We start from the raw sequence: 23,423 nt of genomic DNA on the forward strand, positions 1-23,423 counted from the left end.
GGGAGGAGCACAGCATGCGTTGCCCTTCGTGCTCCGCTCCCACTTACATCGTCGCGCGTCGCGTCGGTGTCGATGGCTCAGAGCTGCGGCGCCGACAGTGCGTAACCTGCGAGAGGCGTTTCACCACCCGGCAGGCCCTGGTGCTCGTCGCTTCTCAGCGATGCGGGGTGCACGAGCCGTTCTCGCGGCACAGCGTCATCACTCGTGCCCGCAGCGCTGTCCAGCATCAGACCCGAGCGGACGATGCGCGAGCACGGCGCTGCCGATCCCGGCGACAGCTACCTGGAACGCCTCATCATTCCGGTGTTCTCACACGCCGACTGCCCAGCCCCGGCACCTGCGCCACAAAGTCGCGTGTGCCGGGGTTGGCATCGGGCCGGGACTGACCCAGCACTCTTCTGTCCATTTCTTCTCCACGAGGGAGCGCGGTGCGCTTCCCGGCCCCGCTGGGCGCACCCATGTCTTCATGTGGCCTGTGATCCAGGACCTTTTCATCAGCACGCTCAGCGGTGCCCTTGTCGCGATGGCCGGCGCTGCAGGACGGGCACTGCGCCGGCGTCGCTCTGAGCGCCTCGCTGAGGAGGAGGGGCCTCGACCCGAGTTGGGCGGGAACGAGTAGGCCGCCATCTCTTCAAGTAGGCAGGGGACGGGCTCTGGGGACGCACTCTGCGATCCCGGGGCCCTTGTCTGGATCACCGCCGTGATCTCGTCAGGCGCCTCCTCGGCCATAAGCGTCCCGCCAAGGTCAGCCCGTCTTGCTGGCGCGCCATTCGAGTGCCTGCGGGGTCTCGGTGAACTCCACCAGGTGTTCGCCCGCGAAGCGTTCCAGTGCGGTGCGTACCTCGGCGGGGGTGACGTAGAAGAACTCCTTTCTGTTGTTGACACGGTTGACGCGGCGGTCGGCGAACTCCTGGTGGAGGCGGGTTTCCAGGCCGACGGCGTCCTTGCTGAAGATCAGGGCGTGGACGTCGAAGCGGAAGGGGACGGCGGCGCCGCTGAGCTCGTAGACCCGGTCGAGCGGTTCGAGGCGTCGGGTCATGCCGATCTTGACGATGCTGTCTCCGAAGGCGCCGATGTTGGAGACGACGTAGACGTAGCCAGTGCGGACATTCGCGGCGCGGGCGTCGACGTCCTGGAGTGCCTGCTGGATCTCGGCGAGTTTGGCTTCCATGTCGCGTACGGCCTCGTGGTCGCCTTGGGCGTGCATGCGTTCGAGGGCAGCCTCGTAGTGGTTGAGTTCCTTGTGTAGTTTCTCCCGTTCGCGGTCCAGTTCGCGCTGGGCGGCCGCTTCCTCGCGTTCGCGGGCTCTCGCTTCGCGCTGGGCTTCCTTCTCCTCGTCCTTCTTCTGCAGGAAGTCGGCGGTCAGCTGCAGTTCGCGGACGCGGGCGTCGTGGTAGGCGTCGGAGATGCGGATGTGCATGGTGGCGCCGAGCTTGGCGATGGTCTCCCGGCTCTTGTAGAGGCGGTCGACGAGTGAGGTGAGGCGGTGGGGGCGCATGGTGCGGACGGCGTATTCGGCTTCGGCGTTGTAGGCGCGGAGCATCAGTTTGGAGAAGTCCCGGATCATCTTGCGGCCTTCGCGGGCGGAGCCGTTGACGGTCCAGTCGGTGGCGGCGAGAACAGCCTGGTTGTTGCGTGCGAGGTTCTTGATCTCGGCCTTGAGGGAGTCGAGGCGCGTGCGGTAGGCGACCGCGTCGTGGAGCTGGTGGTGGTAGTCGTAGATACCGGCTTGTTGCAGCAGGACGGTCTCGTCGGTGGTGACGATCTGCGCGCGCAGCTCGGTCAGGCGGTTCTCGGCCTGGTAGATCTCTCCGCGGTATTGCTCGGCTTCCTTGCGGATCCGTTCGGTGTCCTTCGCAACCTGCTTGGCGTCGGCCTTGATGTCCTTGGCGGCCTGACGGGCCTGGTCGACGACGGCTTGGGCCTCTGTCTGCGCCTGCGTCCGCAGCGCGGCTGCCTCTTGGCGTGTCCGCTGCATGAGTCCGGCGACTTGGGCGGCGTCGGCGCCGCGGGTCTGCGCGATCCACTGCCTCAGTTCCTCCAGCTCGCTCGCCTCGTCACGTCGCCGACGGCCGAACCAGCCCCTCTTCCGCCCGGCGGGGACGCCGGGCGGAGGCGTGTACTGCTGGGGAACGGCGGGTGTCGGCGGCGCGTCTTCGGGTGCGTCGGGCAGCCACATCTGCCAGCCGGGAGGGGGCGGTGGCCAGGACGGGTCGGGCTGCCAGCCGACCGGCGGGATCCAGCCCTGGGCCAACGGCCAGTTCGGTGGTGGATTGAACCGAAAGCCGTTCACATTCACCCGTGCACTCCCCTCCCGGCACCGTCCGGTGCACCCTCGACAACTCGCGCGATCATGCCGTGCAGGCTGCTGGGAGGACGGCCGATCGAGAAATTCGGCGCAAAAGGCACCTTGGCCGGTCTACCGGCCCGGAACCTCAGATGACGGCCGAGACTGACCACGACCGGAACACGGCGGTCGTGCCAGGCCAGCGCCGACCGCCGGCTCTGCCACATGCGCGGCTCTCGCGCCTCCCCGTTGCCAGGCGTGCTCGCGCTGGGCATGGCAGTGTCTGGTTCGGCACGGACGGCCTGGCCAGCGGTGGCAGCGTCAGTCGAGCCAGTCCAGGGGAATCAGTGCGGTGCGATTGCCTTCGGCGTCGGGACGCCAGTTGCCGATCACGGCTTCCTGGACCAGTCTTCGGGCAGGTTCGCGTGGTCGCAGACGATGATCTGGAACGCTCCGTTGTTGAGCTGTACGACGTCGTCGAGGAGTTGGAAGTAGGCGGTGACGGTGGCCCAGTCGGCGTCTTCGATGGTGGAGGCGTCGCGGGGTTTTTCCGGGAAGAACGCCTGGGTGGGCTGGTCGAGCATGAGGAAGCCCGGGACGGGCCGGTTGTTGCGCCGCAGGTAGGTGTGCAGGGCGAGGTGGGCGACCAGGTGGTAGCCGATGTGGTTCTTGGCGCTGCCGATGCGGGTGAGGGGCAGGCGTCCGGAGGGTCGTCTGAGGACGACGTTGAGGAGCTTGAGGCTGATGGCCGCCTCGGTGGCGTCTGCTGCTCCTCCGAGGTTGAGCCGCTTGGCCCAGGCGGTCATGCCGATGGCGACGTCGGCGAGGCGGCACTCGGTCTCGGCTGCGACGTCGTCTTCATCGACGAGCCGCTCAAGCGTGGTTGCGTGCTCTTCGGCGAGGGCGAGGTTGTGGCGCAGCCGGGTGATGTCGCTGTCTGTGCCTGTGCGGGTGAGTGCTTCGGAGATCCGGCCCTGGATGTGAGCGACTCGCAGGTTGTGTTCCTGCAAGCGGCCCATGCGTTCGTCGCTTGCCAGGAGTTCTCTGAGCTGGGCGCCGTTGATCCCGAGGCGTTCGGTCACGGCGGCGCGCTCGGTCTGGAGGGCGCGCCGGTGTTCTGCGCGTACGGGCTGGAGTGTCTGTGCCTGGGCGAGTTCTTGGGCGAGGTGGTCGGTCAGCTCGGAGATGTCTTGCGCGGTGGGGTCGGGGTGTTGCAGAGGCTGGGTGCACATGGGGCACACGCTGGTGTCGTGCTGGCGTTCAGGGCCGAGGAGCGCGAGGGTTTTGAGGCGGTCGAGCTGGAGGTGGAGTTCTCCGGTGAAGGCGCGGCCCTGCTGCTGCCATCGGTCGACTGCGGCCAGTGCCTCGTCGAATTCCTGTAGCTGTTCGCGCAGGATGCGGCGTTCGTCGTTGAGTTCCTGGCGCCGGTCGCGCAGTTCCAGTGGGGCTGCGGTCTGGGGGGGCTGCGGCCAGGGCCTGGTGGAGGAGGTCGAGGACTTGCGAGTTTTCGGGGGCCGCGGGCACGTCGGCGAGGAGGCCTTCGGCCTCCGCGAGGCGTACGAGGGCCAGACCGTTTGCGTCCATGGCCTGCTGGTGGCGCAGGGCGTCGTCGAGTTTCCGCTGTGCTGCGCGCTGGGCTCGCTGGGCTTCGCCGAGGCGGTGACGGCGCAGCGCCTGTTCGGGGCCGGCTGCACCAAGGAAGTACGGCAGGGTGTCCTTGAGGGTCTGGGCCATGCCGGGTTCGGTCTGGCGGTGGAACAGGGCCGTCTGGGAGGCGATCTCGTTCTGGTTCTGGAAGCAGAGCAGGGCCGCTTGGCCGATGGAGACGTCGAAGGCGCTGCGGGCCGCGCCGGCGGGCGGCTGGAAGTGGAAGTCCTCGATCCCGAGGCGGGCGCTGAGTTCGCTGCGCAGGACCGCGACGTTGGAATTGTTGACGAGTTCGTCGGGCCGGGGGATGTCGAGGGTGGCGTCGCCGGTGCGGATGAAGGCGTGCTGGGTGGAGGCTCCGGTGGGGCGGGGCCGGGCCAGGACCATGCGTGAGCTGTCGGCGAAGGTGACCAGGAGGGCGTACCAGCCGACGGTCTGGTCGATCAGGTCGTCGGGCAGGTTGGGTGCGCTGCGTCCGAGGCAGTAGTCGACGATGGTGAGGACCTCGGACTTACCGGTTTCCGACTCGCCGGTGAGGATGTTGAGCGCCCCGGGGCGGAACCGCAGGACCCTCGGGGGTTTCCTGCCGTCTCGGTGGTACAGGACCAGGGCGAGCAGCTGCATGGCGGTTCTGGGGCTCCTTTGTAGGGGCGGGTCAGGGGCGGACGCCGAGGGCGGTGAAGGCTCGGGTGGGGTCGGTCACGGCGAGCCAGCGGCCGACGAGTGCGGCTGCGCGGGCGCAGTCGGCGACTTCCTCGCCGGGGGCTGCGGACGGGGGTCTGGGGGTGCGGGGGCAGATCAGTCCGGCGGGGGTGACGTCTATGGCGTGGTGGCGCATAGCGGTGCGCAGGCTGGCACGGGTGTAGGTGGTGAGTGCTGCGGCGCGTTCGGCGAATGCGGCCTGCAGACGCGGGTTGTTGTTGGCCCAGGCGGTGAGTGTGACGGTGGACTTGCCCGGCAGGGATTCTCTGGTGTCTGTGGGCAGGACGAGGGGCAGGATCAGGAACGCACTGGGCCAGGGCAGGGGGCGCTGCGCTTTTTTGGTGGCGGTGCTGACGGCGCTGGCCAGGAGGTAGGCGCCGAAGGCGGGGTTGAACAGCGCCTGCGCCTCCGACACGTTGCGGTGGGAGTCGCTCGTCACTGTTCCTGCGTTTCGTCGGGGTGCTTGCAGCGGTTCTGGTAGTCGGGGTGCCAGCCGAGCTGCCGGTCGGGCTGCGCGGTGTCGGCCTGGTCGGACAGGCCGTGGGTGCTTCCTTTGCCGACCCAGGGCGCGGTGACGGTGCCGGGGCGCAGCGGGGTGTCGGCGACGCGGTCCATGGTGGCGTCCAGGATTTCCTGCCCGATGGCCTGGCGCTCCTCTTCGCCCGTGTCATCGGGGATGCGGCGGGTGCGGCGGCGGAAGGCGGTCTCCCACTCGTAGTGGAGTTCGCCTTCGTATTCTTCGAGCCGCTCCGGGGTGATCTTGAAGGTGCGCAGCCATTCGGAGCGCTGGGCCCGTGCGAGGTGGTAGTCGCGCAGGTGCATCGCCACCTCGGAGTCGGGCAGCCCGATCCACCGCATCTGGGCGACGACCAGGCGGTCGCTGTAGCCGGCGATCTCCGCCTCGGTGAGGTTGCGCAGGGTCTCGGTGATCGGCAGGTGCTTGCCGGTGTAGCGGCCGGTGACCTCGTCGCGGCGGCACATGAGTTCCTGGGCGCTGACGGAGGCGCGCATGTGCTGGGGGTTCTTGCGTTCCAGCAGTTTGACCGCCACGCCGTACCACCACCCTTTGATCTCCTCGAGGGCGGCCTGAGCGTGGTCGCTCGGCGTGATCCCCAGTTCTTTGGCCAGACTAGGGTCGAGGTCTGACATCAGGGGGGGGCGCCGTCGTTGACGGTGATGGCACTGACGAGTTCCTGGCGCCGGGCCGGGGTGAGCCTCATGAACAGGCGGCGGTCCTTGGCTGTGGTGTCGGGCCCTTTCTCGTCGCCGGCGACCTGTTCCATGCGCTGCAGCGCCTTGGCTTCGTCCCGGTCCGGGCTGGCGCCGAGGTAGTGGAAGAAAGTGTCCCGCGGTGCGGTCTGGGTCGAGACGAGGCGCAGGATGGGCATGGCGGCGCCCGAGGGTTCGGAGAGCTTTTTGAGAGCGTCGATCCAGGACCCGACGGAACGCCAGAAGTCTTTCCCGGTCTCGCTCAGCGGGCCGGCGGCTTCGCGGTGCTTGGACTGCAGGAGCTCCCGTGGCGTCTTGTCCGGGTCGAGCAACTCGATGTCGTCGAGGAGTTCCATGCGGATCTCGGCAGTGGGGTCCTGCCAGCTGCGGCGGGCGAGCTTGAGCAGGGCGAGCTCGCACTGGAACAGGTATCCGGTCATCTGCCCTGCCGCCGAATGCGACCTTGCTCGCGCCACGTTCCCCACTACTGATCGTGCTTGTCCGAGCGGCGCAAGTCCCACCCCTGCGACCGACCACACCACACACAACGCGACCTGGGCGGTTTGGTTTGGTGTGATGTGTTGTGCCACTCCCCTGCGGCACAACGTAGCACCCGCCGCGGCGTCGCCGTCAGCCTTGAAAGGATCGCCGTCCGTGATCTTCGGCCGCTGTGTGGTGAGCCTGGTTGCAGGTCTGCCGCCCAGAGACCGCTGCGCTGCCCCTTAGCCGAGGGGGGCTCGCCGTTGTTGCTGTGGGCTTGCTGTAGACCGTCTTCCTATGACCGCGCCACAGGTGTGCCGGCAGGGGCGTGCCCCGCCCCTCTGGGGTGAGCTGCGGTGAGAAGCGTCGATCGCTTAGCGGACTCTCGGTGGGACCCGGGGGCCCGAGGGCCACAGCCAGTCGTTGGGTCTCCCGGCTCATGGGACGCCACCGGTTTGGCGAGGGCCGATGGGGGTGGCATGCGCGGGGTGGTGGGGTGGTGTTGCGGACGTGGATCGCCCCCATGTTCGGATGCCCGTGGCTTGCCGCTCGCCCTGGCGTCGCGGTCGGAGGCGTTCGCCCGCCGCGTGTGCAGGGGGCTTTCGCATTCGGGGAGGGCGAGCGGGGCATAGGGTGTGGCGAGGGTCGGGCGGTGCGGGTGGGCCCTTGGGGCGGGAGCGTGATCGGCGGGTGGACGAGGCGGGGTTTCGCCGAGCGGGTATCCCGGCGAGCGCGCACAAGGAACGCGCGAGCTATCACGTCCTGGGGCTTGTGGCCAATAGTGCGGGCTGCCAGTTGCAGGATCCGTGGCTCGACTACGACTGTCTCGACACGACGGTGCTGGGTTCGGGGCCGCACGCTCGGCGCGGTCCCCGGTTCGACGTCCAGCTGAAGTGCACCAGCAGCGTCCACACGGCGAGGCCGCTCACCAATGGCGACTACGCGATGAGGCTGCCGGCCGACCAGTACCTGAAGCTACGGGAACCGGGTTACGTGCCGGTGCGGCTAGTGGTGATGATCATCCCAGAGGGAGTAGAGGTTCCGCAGGTCAGGAACGACGGAAGCTCCTGGGCCCTGGACGGTTTCATGCTGTGGTCCGACCCAGAGGACTGGCCCGTGCTTGAGCCCGGGAGGAAGTTCGGCAGAGTGGTTCTTCCGCGGGAGAACGAGTTCACCCCGGAATATGTCAGAGATCTGATCAAGCGCCTGGGCAACGGAGGTGGGCGGTGAAGCTGGACAAGCTGGACACTGGGGCCTTCCGGCCTCTGGTTCCGTCTGTCTCCGTCGCGATGATCTCGGACTTCCTTCATGAGGCCGGATGGGTGCTGGCCGACGAACGTGAAGGACTAGCGGAGTACTGGCTGTCTCCCAACACGGAAGCCGATGGGACGGAGGATGACACCTATCTCCTGCCGCTGAACGACGGGATGCGCGACTACGACCGCAGGCTGGCCGAGCTGCTCGCGGGATTGGCCGACTACTTCGGTGATGACGCCTCGCAGCTTCTGCAGCGGATCAGTTCCGTGGACTGGGACACACTGCTGTTCCGCGTAAACCCTGTCGGCCCCGGCGAGTCCGTGCCGCTTGCCGAGGCGGCGAGCGTCCTCGCCGTGGGCTCGGAGATGCTGAGGCTGTCGGCTCTCTACACGGACAATCCCGAAAGGACCGGATGGGGCAGTCGCCGCAGTGCCAACGTGGCGGACTATCTGCGCGACGGAGTGCGGCTCGGCCACACCCGGCAGGGCAGCTTCGTCTTCCCTGTGATGTCTCGTACCGGGCCGTGGCAGGGGTCCCTGCCGCCATTCGGACGGCAGGTCATGATGAACCTCGCCGCAGCGCTCGACCGTGTTCATCGCTGGGCCAGTCCCGGTGCCCACGAACGTGAGGGTATGCCCCCGTTCGAGACCGCCGTTGCAAAGTCCTTGCGCCCGCTTGCACGAGCCGGAGACCTGTCGCTTCATCTGTCGTTCCAGTGGGCCGCAAATCCGCCCGCAGCAGAAGACATCCGAAACAGTTCCCTGGTCTTCGACGTCTCCGCCATACGGACACTGGACAGACGCGCACAGCAACCTGCAAAGGCCCTGCCGCGCAGCACCCAGGACGACCTGCTGGCGCCGGCAGGGACCGCTCTGCGGTCTCCTCTCACCATCACGCGCCGGCACCCAGAACAAGAGCTCACCGGCGAGGTCATCGCCATCGGCGTGGACGACCGGAATGCGGCCCGAGGGGAGAACCCCTACTTCATCGTGCTCCGTGTCAGGGAGAACGATTACGTCATGGCGGTCAACCATGACGAGCATGACTACGCGCTCCGCGCACGCGCGGACGGACGAGGGGTCACGGCCAGAGGGGAAGTCACCATTCGTGAGGCTGGGGCAACGATCCAGGGATCTCTGGTCCGGGACCAAACTCCATCGCTCCCACGTCGTCCCTAGGATGCACGGGCGCAGCCGAGAAATTGCTGATACCCGGCACCCGCGCCGACGATCTGTACGAGGTATGCGGTCAAGCAGCACGCGGCGCGAAATGGCGTCGCGAGTACGGAATCGACGCCCTGCTGCGAACAGTGGGCCGCGGAGCGGGCAAGCACGCCACCCACCATCCCGGCAAGACGCCTTACCTGATCGGCAGTGTCCAGGACGCTGTACGCGCCCGGGAACGCACACCCTGCCTTCGCCCGCACATCACCACTGCCAGCAGCCCGCAGCAGTGAACAGCAGCACCTCCTCGCCGGCACCTCCTACGTCAATGCCTTCACCGAAGGTACTTTCACCATCTGCTGCAGCCCATGGCCCGAGCAACTACACCGACCGCCCATTGCCACCGACGCCTGGCTGGGCTCGGCACTCGCGGACCCGGCTTGACCGCCGCCGAGTGGGTGCTAGACACCGACAGAGCGCCCTTCGATGGATCTACCAACTCCCCGCCCGGCGCATGAGGACAGCGGAGCACGTGACACTGCTGTGTGGCGGGAGCCACGAAAGTTGCAAGCCTATGGCGGTCATCACGGGACGTCGTCACGGCACGCTCTGCCGCTTCAGCCCTCCAGTCACCCCGTGCATGTCCGAGACCGGTCCTATGCTGATGACGTCTTGACCCGATGAGGCTTCGTCCCGGTCACTGTGCATGGGATGGAAGCGGAAACAGAGGTTCCGTGTCGGAGTCGTCCCTCGGCCCACAGGCACAATCCTCGGCAACGGCTTCAGGTGAACGGGCCGTTGCGGCCGCGGGCAGTATCACCACCGCTGTAACCGGCGACGGGAACGTCGTCATAGCTGGCGATGTGAACGTCATCAACTGTTACATGATCTTCGGCGGCGCCGAGAAGGATGGACCAGGGCCGGCAGCGGTGGCGGCGATGCCTCAGCCTCTGGCCGCAGCCAGGGGGAAAGTAATCGTTCCTGTGCTTGTCGGCATCGTGAACTGGGTGGGCCAGGACGTCTCGCTGCATCCCGGCCCACGCCTGGTGCGTTCCTATGTCGAACACGCCCTGCGCCAGGTAGGCACCGACGGGGTGATCGCCTACGGCCAGGAGCTCGACAATGGCGACACATTGCTGTTGTTCACTGGCGCCGATGATGTACGCGCGCTCGGAGCGCTCCTGCTTCGCGAGCTGGATCAGCTGATGGCGACAGACTGGCAACGAGCCACACGCAAGGAGGGCTATCTGCTGCCGCAGGTACGACTGATGCTGCATGCCGGGTTCGGGGAGTTCGACGGCTCCAGCATCTCCAGTCCGTCACTTGTTGATGCCCTGCAGTCACACTCCAGGACCACGGCGATGAACGACGCATACGCCGGGGACACGGTCGGTGTGGTGGCACTGGTCACGCGTGAAGCCTTTGATGCCGAGGTCTACGGGCTGTATTACGGCGAGAGGCAGCGCTGGCTTTCGTTCACACAAACGATGCCCGGTGCTCCCAGTCTGGACTTCTGGTCCCGCGGCGCGCTGGGCGTGGAACGTCGCGAGCCGCCTGCCGACACATGATGCGGCCGGACCCAGGATTCGCAACTAGGTTGCTTGGCAGTAGAGATGAGCAGGAGTGGTGATGCTGACAGGTTGGCGCAGGGGCGTGTTGTGGACGGTAGCGACGGCTGCTGGTCTGGTCGTTGTGGGTTTGACGCTGCTGCTGTGGCTGAAAGATCTTGGGACCGCGGGGACGGTGGCGGGTTTCGTCGCTGATACCGCCGCGATCATCATCGTCGTCCTGACCGTGCGGGCGCTGTTGCTTCAGTCCGGTCAGCAGCAGAATCACACTACGGCGTCGGGCCCGGGGGCGGTTGCGGCCGGTCGTAGCATCGGCAGGGCCGTAACGGGCGACGGCAATCAGGTATCGGGGCCAGCCCCGGCCGTTGCGCCGGGTGGTGCAGCGCCGGGTGGAGCGGTGGAGGCGTCAGGCTCGAAGTCGGTCGCGGCGGGTGATTCGATCGGTGAGGCTGTGACAGGCGACAACAACACGTGAGAGACAGCTGGAGCTCCATCGGCTGGGCGAGCGTGGGGGACGGGATCAGCGCGTGAAGTCCTGGCGGAGCCGTTTCGGCATCGGGTGGGAGAACAAGTGGTCCCGTAGCTCCCAGCAAGGTTCAGCTGAATCGCGTGAGGTGTCGGCGTCGGGTGACGGGGCCGTCGCGGTGGGCGGGGATGCTGGCTTGATCCTGAATGGGCACAACAACACGGTGCTCATGGATCCGGCGTACGGAGGGCCGAGAACGCTGGATGACCTGGCTGCCGCGGGTCGGGCCCGCATGGTGCAGCGCTGGCATGCGGCCGGCGTTCCGCTCGATGTGGCGTGCGCGTTCGCCGATACCCCACGGCTGGGATCCCTTCCCTCTGCGATGGTCACCTCGTCCGAAGGCCGTGTAGTGGTCCTGGAGGGTGGCTTTGGGGCGGGCAAGTCACTGGCAGCGGAGCGGAAGCACCAGCAGGACATCGCTGCGGCCCGCGCCGATGCGCAGGCCCCCATTCCTGTTCACCTCCACGCCAAGCACATTCAGGGTGGTGTGGTCGACGCGGCGATCCGGGCAGCACGTCCCATCGGTAATCCCGCAACGCGTGGTGTCGCTCTGGTGGTGGACGGACTGGACGAACCCGGCCCGATCCGCGGCAAGGAATTGCTGGATCAAGGTCTCAGCTGGACCGCATCGACGGCCGGGCAGTGCTGGCGCATCCTGTTCACGGCCCGTCCCGGCCTGGAGCTGCACGACTCGGTTCGCCGGATCATGCCGGAGCTGGACAAGGATGAGACGGCCCTGCTGATCGACCGGCTCGGCGGGAACGGATCTGCCGTGGGCGGTCAGCCGGGCATGGTGCGCCAAGTGCTGCGTCGGCCGCTGTTCGCCATCATCGCAGCCGGCCTGCAGCGCAATCAGAGCCCTCTGCCAAACAACCCGTTGGCCTTCCTGCAGGCGCTGGTGACCCGGGCACTGCGCGATGCGGAAGAGGCCAAGGAGGAACGCGCCGAGCGGTTGCTTCAGCGGCTGGCCACGGAGTGTGTGAGCAATGCTGGTCTGGCAGCGGCCGCTGACGTGGGCAGTCCTGGCGACATGCACGCGCTGCTGGATACCCGACTTGTGGTACGTGTCGGCGAGCGACACCTGGCGTTCGCTCTACCCGTGCTTGAGCAGTACTTCGCTGGTCAGGCTCTGCTGACCGGCGGAGTACCGGCCGAGGTGACGCAGAACGTAGAGCTGCTGGACCGCTGGCGCTACGGGCTGGCCATGGCGGTCGCCTCGGCAGGCTGGGAGGCGGCACGAACGGTGCTTGAACCTCTGCTGCGCACCCAGCCGGGCATCGCGGCCTGGGCCGTCCACGAGGCCATCCCTCGCACTGTGCATGAGGGAGAAGGTCCGTGGCCGGATATGCCTGCCAGTCTGGTCAGCCAGCGCCTGCAGACGACACTTGAGGCCTGGCAACAAGGTCTCGGCCCGGCAGGTGACCTGATCTTCCTCTACACAAGATGGTCTGGTCCCGTCACGGTCGATGCCAGCCTGGAGGGCAACGAGCTGGGACTGCACATCCTGCGTCGCCATGCCGACCACACGCCGGGACTCGCTATCCCAGTCTCCCATCGCTGGGCAGAGCCGCGTGGAATACGTCCCCTGGCGGCGTCGGCCGGGCCAGTTGCGGCGGACTACGCCGCCTGGCCCTGGCAGGAGACCCTGGGCATAGTCGCCTCGTACCTGCACACGCTGTGCGAGCGCAGAGACTTTGACCTGGCCGACTGCGACGCCTACACAAAAGAGCGGTTGTGGTTGGCAAGCACAGGCCTGCTGAGACGTTCACGCCGGCGCTTTGCACCGCTGCAGGCAGACGAAGCGCATCAGGCCTTGCGCCAAAGCCTCTACTCCACGGGAAGCCTGCCTGTCCAGTCGAGCTACGGTCACCAGTTCAGCGGCCGACAGGCGGAGTTGCTTCGGATTGACGAGCAACTCGGCAGCGGTCAATGGGCTGACGACAGCGGCATGCTTCACTACCCCTATGCTGTGCCCGACCAGGAAGACGGTCCCCACGTGCACTGGGTCTGGGACACCTACAGTCCCCCACAGCTCAGGCTGCGCACCGAGCAGGTCCTCACCGCTGCCGTTGAGATCTACACCGCGCTCGTCGACACCTGGTTCCCCCACCTCAAGCAGGTCCTCGGCCTGGCCAGCGCCTGCCCCGCCACTTTGGTCGCTGACCTGTACATAGCCCCGCCCCAGGACAGTGACTCCTATGAACCAGCCCTCATGCGGCTCTCCCTCCGCCCCTCGACGGGCAGCTCGGTCAGCGTCCGTCTCGTGCCGTCAGAGGATGACCTCTACGCTCCGGTCCCACCTCTCCCACCCGGAAACGAGCCGACAAGGTCCCCATGGGCGCGCCCGAGCACGCCGGTCGTCAGCGAACCCGAAGTCTTCGACGATGCTCCCGCGACCGGCTATGCCTACGCCTGGCTCCACGAAGACCTGCACCGCCTGCATCTCACCGAACACGGACCACGAAGAACGAACTCTGGCCTGCCATAGCGCTCTTACGCGCGGCGCACGGCAGAGCTGCCTGTTACGGCACGCGGCGCTCGGGTAGCAGGCCCAGTTCACGTGCAGCGGCCAGGTCCTCGTACGCCGTGGTCCGTCCAACATGCATGCCGGGGCAGACGAGGGTCTCAATCACCTGGCGTGTGGAGAGATCGGCTGGTGCATCCCAAATGATCTGCGCGGTCTTCTCGATACGGGGCAGGTAGGTGCCCCACCATCGTGGCCCCGTACGGCGCCGGAGCTCCCTCACGAGGGCGATCTGCGGATCGGGCATAACATCGCAGAGCCTTCCGACAAGTGGTGGCCCCCATCCGTCGTCGATCCACTCCCAGCCCTCCTTGATACTCCTGAAGGGGCCACAGGGAATCACGGACAGAGCGAGCGGCAGGGCGAGCTTGCGAGCAGAAGCGCGAATCCGGTCCTTCTCCTGGTCCGAAGACACGCCGCCAACCGTGGTGGCGTTCTCTTGCTCAACGAACCCTCCGCGGTCGACCTCGAGCGCGACGCACATGTCCACGCCGGTGGCGCTGCAGCTCAGCCAGATGCGGAAGCGAGGCGGGAAGAGATGGCCGGCCACCTGTACCGGGCGGTCCTTGAACCAGACCTCGTCTCCGTCGTGAAGACTGGAAGGCTCAACGATCAGACCTTCCGTCCAGTACCGGTTCACTCGGCTCCCCCACCACGATTGCTGCGGAGCGCACCGATCAGCAGCAGACCAAGAGTTGTCGTCCCGGCGAACGCCACGGCGGCGTCCCGTACGGCCTTCGTGACCGGCTCGGAGTCGACCTGGGCAAGGATCACGGCTGCGGCAGCCGCAAGCAGCCCCACCAAGACAGCCACCAGTACGCGGTAGTGAGTAGGTTGCACGGCTCCACTCTCGGGGCATCGAGCCCGGCAATCCAGCGTTCCTCGGTCCGCAGAACACGGGACGGAAAAGCGGACAACTTCTGACCTGCAAAGATGTCCCTTCAACGTTGCCCCTGGGCGGGCGGCCGGGAGCTGCCGCGCAGGCTGCGGGGCTCGTAGGGTGTGCGGTGGGACGGCGTACGAGCCCGCCGCCTTCTTCGGCTGGCGCCAGTGCCTGGGCATTCCCCTCGTGGGGGCCTTCGCCTCCGGTTGGCGGTCCGCCGCGCGCAGGTGGTGAGAGGGACTTTTCGGTGCTGTCCAGCTCGGGGCGTTCTCGCCGACGGTGTGCTTTCTCGCCTCGGCGCACGTGATGCGCCGATCTCGGTGACGGCGTCGAGCACGCCGGTGAACTTCCAGCGGTCAGCTGATCGGTGTCCTCAACCTCGCAGGGGCGGATCACCAGGCGGTGATTCTTGGCCGCCGGACGGCAGGTGCCCGGCGACATCTACCTCCGGACATCGGCGGGCACCTGCTCTGCGTCACTGGTCGTTTCTGTCGCGGCCGAGCAGCAGGGCCAGGACCATGCGGGCCTCCTTCCTGCGCTCGGCGGACGGGGCGAGAACGGCCATCAGAGCGGTGGTGGCGACAGTCAGGCTGTGGGTGGCGATGACGGTGGCGCTGATGGGCTCGTTGATCAGTTCGAGCAGGGTAAGCATGGTTGGTCTCCTCACGGGTCGACCCCGCCGTTCATGGCGTGGTGAGGTGATTCGGCCTCGTCCGGGGAGTTTCCGGCGACGTTCGCTCGCGTTGCCGGGAACGTCTACGCTGGTCAGGCCCCGCATGACAGGTTTTCCGGCGAGTGCGTGGCCCGGATGGGGTGGTGGTGGATGGCAGGGCGGACGGCGGCCCAGGAGCTCGCGAGCGTGCTGGGTGGTCTCCACCTGAAGGCGGGCAAGCCGACTCTCCAGGCGCTGGTCCGTGCAGGGCAGCAGCAGGTTCCGGCTGTTTCGCTGAGCACGTCTTCGCTGGGTGCCTGGCTGAAGGGAGAGAGCGTTCCTTCAAACCGGGCAGCTGTCGGGTTCCTCTTCGGACACCTCACGGCACTGGCCCGCAGGAAAGGTGAGCCGGTCCCCGACGTCTCGTGGACCAGGCTGTGGGAGGAGGCCTGCGCGGAGAAGCGGGCTTTGCGCGGCGGGCGTCCGCCTCGCCCCCGTGTGGTGACAGCCGAGTCCCTGGCCACCCCTACCGGACGGGGAACGCTCGTTTCGGCTCTTCAAGCTGCCGACGCGTGCAGCGAGTGGGAAGTACACCCCTCGGCTGTGGCGGCTTCCAGCAGAGGAGGGGCGCTGCCGTTGTACGTGCGCAGGGTGCACGACGCCGCGGTGCGGCAGGTAGTGGCGCAGGCTGGGGCCGGGTCGAGCGGGATGGTGGTTCTGGTCGGGAGTTCGTCGGCCGGCAAGACCCGGGCATGCTGGGAGGCGGTGCAGGAGCTTCCGGCAGGGTGGCGGTTGTGGCATCCACTCGTCCCGACTCCTGCCAAGGCGCTGGCCGATGCCCTGGAAGAAGGTGTTGCGCCGCGCACTGCGATCTGGCTCAACGAGCTCCAGCGGTACGTCGGGGAAAGCGCCGACGAGGAAGCGGAGCGGGTGGCAGCGGGGCTACGCGCGCTGCTTCAGGATCCAGAGCGTGGTGCCGTCCTTGTCCTGGCGACCGTCTGGCCGGAGTACTGGACCGCGATGACCGACCGTCCTTTGGGTGCTGACCGTTATCCGCAGACGCGTGAGCTGCTTGCGGGCCGGGCCATTCACGTGCCTTCTTCCTTCGACCAGGCCGTAAGCGACGACATACGTGCGATCGGTGCCCACGATCCGCGGCTGGCCGAGGCGATGGACAGGGCAGCGGACGGCCAGATCACGCAGTATCTGGCCGGTGCTCCTGCCTTGACCGACCGGTATCGCACGGCTCCGTCCGGTGCGGCCGCGCTGGTCCGGGCCGCCATGGACCTCTCCCGCCTCGGTGGGGTGTCGCGGATACCGCCAGGTTTCCTGGAGGCAGCCGCGGACGGATACCTGAGCGACAGCGAGTACGACGCTCTGGGCGAGGACTGGTTTGAACAGGCCCTTGCCTACGCGGCTACGCCGTTCCGCGGCGTGCGGGGCATGCTCAGCCCGGTCCGCACCCGCCCTGGCGTCTCCGACAGCACACCCCGGTTCCTGCTGGCCGACTATCTGGACCAGACAGGTCGCAAGGAGCGCCGGTACGCCGCTCCCCCGGCATCGTTCTGGCAGGCGGCACGCCGGCATCTGGATGAGCCTCAGGTACTGACATCGCTGGCCAGGGCGGCTCAGGCACGATGGCGTGATCAGGAGGCGGCGCTGCTCTATCAGCAGGTCCTCGACAGCGGTGACACGCGTTCCGCTCTGAGCCTGGCGTGGCTGTGGAAGGAGCGCGGCAGACTCGAGGAAGCTGCGCAAGTCCGTCGACAGGCGGCCCTGGCAGGGCATGCGGAGGCCCTCGACGAACACCTGCGGGAACTGGTGGACGAAGCGGACCTGGCAGGTGCCGAGCGGGTGCTGCGAGAGGCGGCGGACAAGGGTGTGCCGGCCGCCCAGCTCATTCTGGCCAGGGCGTTGGAGGAAGACGACCAGCTTGACGAGGCTGCCCGCTGGTACGACGAGGTGGCCCGGTGCGGTGATACGGAGGTGTTGCACGCGTATGCGAGTGACCTTCGGTTCAGCGGTGACCTTGACCACGCCCGCCGCATCCTACAAGCGGCAGGAGACGGCAAAGCGGTACGTGAGCTTGCCTTTCTCGCGGCCGAGTCCGGTTCTGCGGAGGAAGCCGAGAAGACTGCCGTGGAGGCATTCGCGTACGGTGAGACGCGGCCGTTGCACCTGCTCGCACAGAAGGCAGTCGCCGAGGGACGGTCTGCGGACGGAGTCCGGTACTACCGCCATGCTGTCGCCGTGATGGAACGCCGGCGCCGGCTCCGTTCCACGCAGGGTGGTCTCATCGATCTCCTGGCTGGTCCAAGGCCCCTGACGGACTTCATCAACCCCAGCAAGCTGCCGATGCCTTCGGGCGAGACGTGGGCTCTGCGTGAACTGGTGGCACTCCTGGACGAGGTTGAGGGGCAGCAAGCAGGCGACAAGGCCCTGCGCAGCGCCGCTGATGGCGGAAACCGGTGGGCCCTGGAGATGCTCATCCGCCGCCTGCACGAGCGGGGAGCAGAAAGGGACGGTGAGGCACTGCTCATGGAAAGGGCGGCCGAGGGCGAGCTGTGGGCTCTATGGACACTGGCCCACCGTGCCCGCCACGATGCGACCGCCGACAGGGCCCAGGCGCAGGCCCTGCTGAAGAGCGCGGCTGCCGCGGGCATCGCGCAGGCTTATGCGGCCATGGTCGAGGACTCGGAGAAGGCCGGCCTTACGGAAGAAGCCGACCAGTGGGCCCTGCGTGCCGCGGCAGGCAACTACACACAGCCACTGTGGAACTTGGTCAGGAGGCGGGAGAAGACCGGCAGCTTCGACGCAGCCGAACGGCTGGCCTGGCACGCGGTCACCTCACTTGGAACCTCAGTCCTACGGCAGCTGGCAGAGAAACGGAACGCGGACGTGGCAGTGCCCTTGCTGTGGCGCGCCCACGAAGCGGGCATGCCCTGGGCGCCCGGCATGCTCGCCACACGTCTGGAAGCCGCTGGAGAACACACACAGGCCGAATCCCTCGCCCGGATCGCCGCTGACACAGGCGACAGAGACCCCCTTGAGATTCTGGCCGGGAAACGGGCATGTGACGATCCCGGCAGCAGCTGGAGGGCGCTGCTGGCCAACGGCCTGACGGCACAGGGAACAATCGCGCTCTCCTGGTGAGATGAGGGAGTCGGCAACCTCGGGTTCGCGCATGCGGCCAGCGCCTGTGCGGTGCTGCTGAGCTGGGTTGCGATGCGATGTCGGCCCGGCGGCGTTCGCACAGCCAGCGATCATGGCCTGGCGTCAGCACGAAACGTCTCGCATGAACGCCTCAATTTCACGATTTGATGCACATATCTGCTGTCGTGCGCAGATCATGGATCAACTGCTGCACATGGACGTGCCGCTTCCCCGGCCCGGCGCCCGGTACAGGGGCCGAGACTGCCGCGCCGACATGCGCGTCCGGCCCGGTGCAGCGTGCGAAGGACGTGTGCAGTAGGGAGTGATGAGGCCGTGGCGGCAGGTTGGCGCACGAAGGATGTATGGGCGGAGCCGCAGTACTGGCAGCGCAACCTGGTCAGCCAGCTCCTGGTCCCGGCCAGCTCATTGAGCCTGGAAGAGGACTCCGGATCCCGATTCGTTTACAACTCTTTCGGGCGCTGGCCTGCAGCAGCCGGCCAGGCGGACAGCCTGACCGCGCAGGTACCTGGCGGTCTGGACGGCGAGGTGCAGTGGGCTGGGCCGCTGGCGCTGTCCGCCCCGCAGGATGTGCTGGACTCCTACACAGACGCGATCCAGTTGCACGATCTCGTACGAGAAGGCGGGCTGCGGCCGCCGCAGGCCGGCGCTTTGCATTCGGTCCTCGGCTACTGGTATTCGCAACTGCCCGAACCGGGCCTGATCGTCATGCCGACCGGCACCGGCAAGACCGAGACCATGCTCACCCTCCTCGTGGCATGCCGTCCCCCACGGCTCCTCGTGCTGGTGCCCAGCACGGCGCTGCGGGACCAGATCGCTGGAAAGTTCGAGTCGCTGGGCATTTTGCAGAAACAGGGCATCGTCGCTGCAGACGCGCTTCGTCCATGCGTAGGCCGGGTGACCCGCCGTTTCACCGACGCGGCTCAGGCCCAAGGGTTCGCATCGGCCTGCAACGTCGTCGTGGCCACACCAAGTGTGCTCAACTACTGCACCCCGGAAGCGCGAGAGGCTCTGCTCCGCGAGTGCAGCCATCTGATCGTCGACGAAGCACACCATGCACCGGCGACGACCTGGACAAGCGTGATCCGCCGCTTCGAAGACCGGCGCGTGCTGCTGTTCACCGCGACCCCCTCCCGCGAGGATGGACAGAAGATCCCCGGCCGGACGATCTTCCGCTACCCACTGCGCCAGGCGCAGGCCGAGAACTACTTCACCCGCATCGACTACCGGGCAGTGCTGAGCCTGGAAGGCAACGACCGGAAGATCGCCGAGCTGGCCGTGCAACGACTGCGCACCGACCTGGACGCCGGGTACGACCACCTGCTCATGGCCCGGGTGAACACCCACAAGCGGGCCCGCGAGATCCGCGAGCTGTACCAAGGCATTGCCGCCGAACTCGGTGTGGTCGCTCTCTACGACGGGTTGCCCTCAAAAGACCGCAAGGCCGCACTGGCCGCGATGGACGACCGCAGCTGTCGCATCGTGGTGTGCGTGAACATGCTCGGCGAGGGCTTCGACATGCCCCAGCTGAAGGTCGCGGCGGTACACGACGTCAAGAAGAGCCTGAGCCCGATGATCCAGCTCATCGGCCGCTTCACGCGCACCGCGTCAACCTCCCCTCACCCCCTCGGAACCGCTTCCGTCTTTGTCGCACGGGATCCCGCAATGGCACGCTCCCCCTTGCGTGACCTGCTGAAGGAAGACGCAGACTGGAACGACCTCCTGCACGACATCACCGAGCAGAGCGCCGCACGCGGTGAAGAGCTCAGCGAGTTCGACGCCTCCTTCGCTGGCGTGCCCGCCGATATGGCGGTCAGCACCCTGGAACCGAAGATGAGCGCGGTGGCGCACCGGGCTCCAGGCAGCGAATGGGATCCACAGGCCGCGCTGACTCTGTACGGCGAGGACCGCGTCCTGGGGCAGACGGTGGCCACCGGAGCCGATGGCAAAGTCGCCTGGTTCGTCGTGGAGCACCGCACTCTGGTCGACTGGGGAGCCCCACAGTTTCTGGAGCAGATCGAGTACGAGCTGATCGTCATGTACTTCGACGACGTCCGGCGCCTGCTTTACATCTACGGTTCCCATAAGAGAGGCGACTACAAGGAGCTGGCCAAACGGGTCCTGGGCGGCGACAGCCGCCCGGTCAAGGGCATCGACACCTTCAGGGTCTTCGCCGGCCTGCAGCGAGTGGTCGCCACCAACATCGGACTGCTCGATGCCCGCGGTCACTTCAACCGATTCTCGCTCCTGGTGGGCAGCGATGTCTTCGAGGCCCTGAACACCGAAGCCCGCAAAAACCGCAGCCAGACTCACATCATGGCGACGGGTGTCGATGAAGGAACCAAGCTCTCCGTCTGCGCAGCGCTGTCGGGCCGCTTCTGGTCCATGCGAGCCGCGCCCAGCCTGCTGGAATGGACGCAGTGGTGCGACGAACAAGGCACCAAGATCCTCGACGTCAGCGTGGACCTCGAGAACGTGATGGCCGGCTTCATCATCCCTGTCGACCAGACTGAACGCCCTCCGTTCCCGCTCCTCGGCCTGGAATGGCCGTGGGAGTGGCGCGCAGGCACAGGAGAAGGCCCGCCGTTCACCGTCGGAAGCATGGCCCACCCTGTCACCGACATCGGCTTCCGCGTGGACGACTTCACCCCCCAAGGACCCTTCAGGTTCTCCCTGGTCTCCCCCACCTGGGAGGTCGCGTACGAAGCCGAATTCACCGACCAGGGTCTGGTCTACTCCCCCATCGCCGCCGACGCCACGGTGAGATACAGGCAGACAACCGTGCCCGCCGCCGAGTGGATCAACAAGCACAAGCCCTACCTGTATCTCGCAGGTGACCGGCTGCTCAACCCAGACGACCAGCTCCTCGCACCCCGCACCGACCTGCCGCCCTTCGACCTCTCGCTCCTGAGCCCCCTGGAGTGGAGCGGTGTGGACATCAAGGTCGAGTCCATGGGACCCGACAGACTCCCCCACTCGATCCAGCACTACATGTCCCGCCACCTCAGCGGACGAGAAAACTTCGACATCCTCCTCGACGACGACGGCGCCGGCGAAGTCGCCGACCTCGTCGGCATCACCGCAACCGACACCGACATCACCGTCACACTCGTGCACTGCAAGTACTCGTCCGAGCCATCGCCCGGCGCCCGGGTCGGCGATCTGTACGAGGTCTGCGGCCAAGCAGCCCGCGGCGCGAAATGGCGAGAGTACGGAATCGACGCACTGCTGCGAACGCTGGACCGCCGCGCGGGCAAGTACGCCGCCCGCAATCCCGGCAAGACGCCGTACCTGATCGGCAGCATCCAAGAGCTGTACCGCATCCGCGAACGCGCACCCCACCTGCGCCCGCACATCAACACCGTCATCGCCCAACCCGGACTGTCAGCAGCAGCCTGCAGCAGCGAACAGCAACACCTCCTCGCTGGCGCCCACTCCTACGTCAAAGCCCTCACCGGAGGCATATTCACCGTCCACTGCAGCCCGTAGACCGAACATCAATGACAGCTGCCCACGTCCAAGGCATCGCGATCGGCAGGGAGTTGCATGCCTCTGACCTGTGGAAACATCCGGCCTGCCATAGGAGTCTGCACGAAAATGACCTGCCCTTTCGTCACTCCCGTCAGCGCCAATCCGTCACCACCCGACAGTGAGAACTAGCAGGTCACTCGGGCTATACCACTGACATCCAGGTGACGACTCTCCGCTGACGTCCTCATGCAGACCATCAAGTGGCGCCGGTCCGTATCCGTCTGCGAAACCCGCACGGACGTACTGTGGCGAGGACGGTTTCAGGGGGCCAGGCCTGAGCTGGCGGGGGCGTGGCGGTACGGGCCAGGACGACCGTAGCCCTCCTGCCCCACACGCCCTGGCGGCGACGTGTAGTGACCGTAGCGTCAGTGTTGACCGTCACGCTGATGACGGTCGCTGCCGGACCGGGCCGAACCCGTCGGCGGGGCGCTGACCGCGCCCATCCTCGTGACTGGCGTCGTCCTGCCGACGGCGCTGTCCGGCCGTCCTGACACTGCCTGGTCAGCGGCCACGATGACGCGGGGCAGCTCCAGGAGCGCCTTCGGCGCCCACACGAGGGCCACCGTCGTCAGACGATGACCACGATGACCCGCACCCACGTGGCCGGATCCTTCCGAGGACGCCAGGGACGCCCGTGGTGTGACACGAACACCCTCTGACGCATTTCTGTCCGTCCCCGGCCGGAACACGGTGGACCGCATCGGATCCGAGCCGACGGTTCGTGCGAATCCTGTCGCCGCGGTCCGACGATTCACTACGGTCGGCACATGACCAGTGACGGTGTAGTTGTGGACGAAGCGGTCCGCGCGGCATGGGACTCGTACCGGGTCCTGGAGAAGCGCACGCCGGAGAAAGAACGTCAACAGGCGCAGCGGCGTGTCCGGGCCGCGATGGACGCCTACGGCCAGGAGGAGGTGTCCCGGGGCACGGTCTTCCTGGTAGGGGTGCTGACCGCGCACATCGTCGGCGAGCAGGACGGTGAGGAGGAGGACCGCCTCGATCCGCTCGGTGATCTGATCCCGGCGGTGATCCGCAAGCTGCCCGGCTTCGAACTGGCCGACCCCGCCCAGGTACCGATGGTCACCGGTGTCCTCATGGCCGCGGCCATGGGAATGAACACCGTGGCCTGGCGCGATGAGTTCGGGACGATCCCACCGAAGGAAGCCCTGGTGCACAGCTTCGTGCTCTGGCTGCTCGCTGACCTCTTCGACAGCCTGGTCGAACGGCCCGGCGCCACCGACCAGCTCATGCAGGAAACCTTCAACTCCCTTGCTGCCGAATCCGGTTGATGCACGGACACTGCCACCCTGCGTACGACTGGCGAAAGATCGCTCGGCACTCCGAGACGCTCATCAATCGGGCGGCGGCACGCTGATGACCAGGCGTCTCGCGGGCAAAGACGCCACGCCGAGCTGGCCGAGGAAGCAGGCACAGTCCCGACCGCCGAGCATCGATCGTCCTCTTCCCAAAGTTCGTAGTCGGCCTCCGGCTCGTTGCGCTCAGCCGCGTCCGCAGCGCGCTCGTCGAACCCGGACACCGCCGTCGCGCTTGCGCGAGACGGTGGCGCGCATCCGGCGGAACCAGGAGCCGATGGGTGGGCTCCTCGCGATCGAGGACGGTCAGCCCGGCGGTCGTCGGGAGGTTCTCCACAGCAGCCTGGACCTCGTGATACGCGGCCTCGTCCGAGAGATAGACCGTGACCGGAAGCGGCGTCACCCCAGACTCGGACGACCGGCTCGTCGGCCTCCGTCTGCTGGGAGAGTTCTCCGCTGACGGCTCGCTCTGCCCCGGGGATCGCGACTGCCGCATGCGTCTGTCGGAAA

At 67.0% G+C, this 23,423-nt stretch carries 18 protein-coding genes; 10 read left to right on the forward strand and 8 right to left on the reverse strand.

What is annotated here, in order from left to right:
- Nucleotides 1-745: 745 nt before the first annotated feature.
- The gene (locus AB0O07_RS06925; protein ID WP_365628177.1) at nucleotides 746-2,293 is read right to left on the reverse strand and encodes a DUF4041 domain-containing protein; all 1,548 of its coding nucleotides are present in this window, start codon (nucleotides 2,291-2,293) and stop codon (nucleotides 746-748) included.
- A 383-nt stretch (nucleotides 2,294-2,676) separates the two neighbouring features.
- Nucleotides 2,677-3,519, reverse strand: a complete 843-nt coding sequence (locus AB0O07_RS06930) for a DUF3732 domain-containing protein (protein WP_365628180.1) — start codon at nucleotides 3,517-3,519, stop codon at nucleotides 2,677-2,679.
- Nucleotides 3,520-3,537: 18 nt separating this feature from the next.
- Between AB0O07_RS06930 and AB0O07_RS06935 the strand changes: the two genes are divergently transcribed.
- Nucleotides 3,538-3,669, forward strand: a complete 132-nt coding sequence (locus AB0O07_RS06935; protein WP_365628183.1) for a hypothetical protein — start codon at nucleotides 3,538-3,540, stop codon at nucleotides 3,667-3,669.
- Nucleotides 3,670-3,766: 97 nt separating this feature from the next.
- Complete coding sequence (locus AB0O07_RS06940) at nucleotides 3,767-4,327, forward strand: hypothetical protein (protein ID WP_365628186.1); 561 nt, start codon at nucleotides 3,767-3,769, stop codon at nucleotides 4,325-4,327.
- 262 nt (nucleotides 4,328-4,589) lie between these two features.
- On the opposite strand, the gene AB0O07_RS06945 is transcribed toward AB0O07_RS06940, so the two are convergent.
- From AB0O07_RS06945 to AB0O07_RS06955, 3 genes are read right to left on the reverse strand one after another with little or no spacing between them, the layout of a single operon-like run.
- Nucleotides 4,590-5,075 (reverse strand): three component ABC system middle component, encoded by a 486-nt coding sequence (locus AB0O07_RS06945; RefSeq protein ID WP_365628189.1) that lies wholly within the window; start codon nucleotides 5,073-5,075, stop codon nucleotides 4,590-4,592.
- Entirely contained in the window at nucleotides 5,072-5,785 is a 714-nt protein-coding gene (locus AB0O07_RS06950) for an ABC-three component system protein (protein WP_365628192.1), read from the reverse strand. Before AB0O07_RS06950 ends, AB0O07_RS06945 begins: the two co-directional genes overlap by 4 nt.
- Complete coding sequence (locus AB0O07_RS06955) at nucleotides 5,785-6,285, reverse strand: hypothetical protein (protein ID WP_365628195.1); 501 nt, start codon at nucleotides 6,283-6,285, stop codon at nucleotides 5,785-5,787. Before AB0O07_RS06955 ends, AB0O07_RS06950 begins: the two co-directional genes overlap by 1 nt.
- Before the next feature lie 730 nt (nucleotides 6,286-7,015).
- On the opposite strand from AB0O07_RS06955, the gene AB0O07_RS06960 reads away from it, so the two are divergent.
- From AB0O07_RS06960 to AB0O07_RS06980, 5 genes are all read left to right on the forward strand, one after another.
- A complete protein-coding gene (locus AB0O07_RS06960) occupies nucleotides 7,016-7,555 on the forward strand; it encodes a DUF4365 domain-containing protein (RefSeq protein WP_365628198.1) in 540 nt (179 codons plus the stop codon).
- Nucleotides 7,552-8,760, forward strand: a complete 1,209-nt coding sequence (locus AB0O07_RS06965) for a hypothetical protein (protein ID WP_365628201.1) — start codon at nucleotides 7,552-7,554, stop codon at nucleotides 8,758-8,760. The genes AB0O07_RS06960 and AB0O07_RS06965 overlap by 4 nt, the downstream gene beginning before the upstream one ends.
- Nucleotides 8,761-9,608: 848 nt before the next feature.
- Entirely contained in the window at nucleotides 9,609-10,313 is a 705-nt protein-coding gene (locus tag AB0O07_RS06970; RefSeq protein ID WP_365628204.1) for a hypothetical protein, read from the forward strand.
- Nucleotides 10,314-10,368: 55 nt separating this feature from the next.
- Nucleotides 10,369-10,788, forward strand: coding sequence for a hypothetical protein (locus tag AB0O07_RS06975; RefSeq protein WP_365628207.1), 420 nt, complete (start codon nucleotides 10,369-10,371; stop codon nucleotides 10,786-10,788).
- A gap of 52 nt (nucleotides 10,789-10,840) precedes the next feature.
- Complete coding sequence (locus AB0O07_RS06980) at nucleotides 10,841-13,327, forward strand: hypothetical protein (RefSeq protein ID WP_365628210.1); 2,487 nt, start codon at nucleotides 10,841-10,843, stop codon at nucleotides 13,325-13,327.
- A 34-nt stretch (nucleotides 13,328-13,361) separates the two neighbouring features.
- On the opposite strand, the gene AB0O07_RS06985 is transcribed toward AB0O07_RS06980, so the two are convergent.
- From AB0O07_RS06985 to AB0O07_RS06995, 3 genes are all read right to left on the reverse strand, one after another.
- Nucleotides 13,362-14,003, reverse strand: a complete 642-nt coding sequence (locus tag AB0O07_RS06985; RefSeq protein ID WP_365628213.1) for a hypothetical protein — start codon at nucleotides 14,001-14,003, stop codon at nucleotides 13,362-13,364.
- Nucleotides 14,000-14,176, reverse strand: a complete 177-nt coding sequence (locus AB0O07_RS06990) for a hypothetical protein (RefSeq protein ID WP_361546930.1) — start codon at nucleotides 14,174-14,176, stop codon at nucleotides 14,000-14,002. The genes AB0O07_RS06985 and AB0O07_RS06990 overlap by 4 nt, the downstream gene beginning before the upstream one ends.
- A 545-nt stretch (nucleotides 14,177-14,721) precedes the next feature.
- A complete protein-coding gene (locus tag AB0O07_RS06995; RefSeq protein WP_365628217.1) occupies nucleotides 14,722-14,898 on the reverse strand; it encodes a hypothetical protein in 177 nt (58 codons plus the stop codon).
- Between the two features lie 651 nt (nucleotides 14,899-15,549).
- On the opposite strand from AB0O07_RS06995, the gene AB0O07_RS07000 reads away from it, so the two are divergent.
- The 3 genes from AB0O07_RS07000 to AB0O07_RS07010 all read left to right on the forward strand — a co-directional run bounded on the left by AB0O07_RS07000 (nucleotide 15,550) and on the right by AB0O07_RS07010 (nucleotide 22,889).
- Nucleotides 15,550-18,051 (forward strand): hypothetical protein, encoded by a 2,502-nt coding sequence (locus tag AB0O07_RS07000; protein WP_365628220.1) that lies wholly within the window; start codon nucleotides 15,550-15,552, stop codon nucleotides 18,049-18,051.
- 333 nt (nucleotides 18,052-18,384) lie between these two features.
- On the forward strand, nucleotides 18,385-21,558 hold the full coding sequence (locus AB0O07_RS07005; protein WP_365628223.1) for a DEAD/DEAH box helicase family protein: 3,174 nt from the start codon (nucleotides 18,385-18,387) through the stop codon (nucleotides 21,556-21,558).
- 809 nt (nucleotides 21,559-22,367) lie between these two features.
- Nucleotides 22,368-22,889, forward strand: coding sequence for a hypothetical protein (locus AB0O07_RS07010; protein ID WP_365628226.1), 522 nt, complete (start codon nucleotides 22,368-22,370; stop codon nucleotides 22,887-22,889).
- The last annotated feature ends 534 nt before the right edge of the window (nucleotides 22,890-23,423 follow it).

The organism is Streptomyces sp. NPDC093085 (genome assembly GCF_040683935.1).
In the GTDB taxonomy this organism is placed as follows: Bacteria; Actinomycetota; Actinomycetes; order Streptomycetales; family Streptomycetaceae; genus Streptomyces.

Bases quoted from the DNA above. Each gene is read 5' to 3' on its own strand.
- AB0O07_RS06995 (WP_365628217.1), bottom strand. From the start codon at position 14,898: ATGCTTACCCTGCTCGAACTGATCAACGAGCCCATCAGCGCCACCGTC.
- AB0O07_RS06950 (WP_365628192.1), bottom strand. From the start codon at position 5,785: ATGTCAGACCTCGACCCTAGTCTGGCCAAAGAACTGGGGATCACGCCG.
- AB0O07_RS06955 (WP_365628195.1), bottom strand. From the start codon at position 6,285: ATGACCGGATACCTGTTCCAGTGCGAGCTCGCCCTGCTCAAGCTCGCC.
- AB0O07_RS07010 (WP_365628226.1), top strand. From the start codon at position 22,368: ATGACCAGTGACGGTGTAGTTGTGGACGAAGCGGTCCGCGCGGCATGG.
- AB0O07_RS06930 (WP_365628180.1), bottom strand. From the start codon at position 3,519: ATGTGCACCCAGCCTCTGCAACACCCCGACCCCACCGCGCAAGACATC.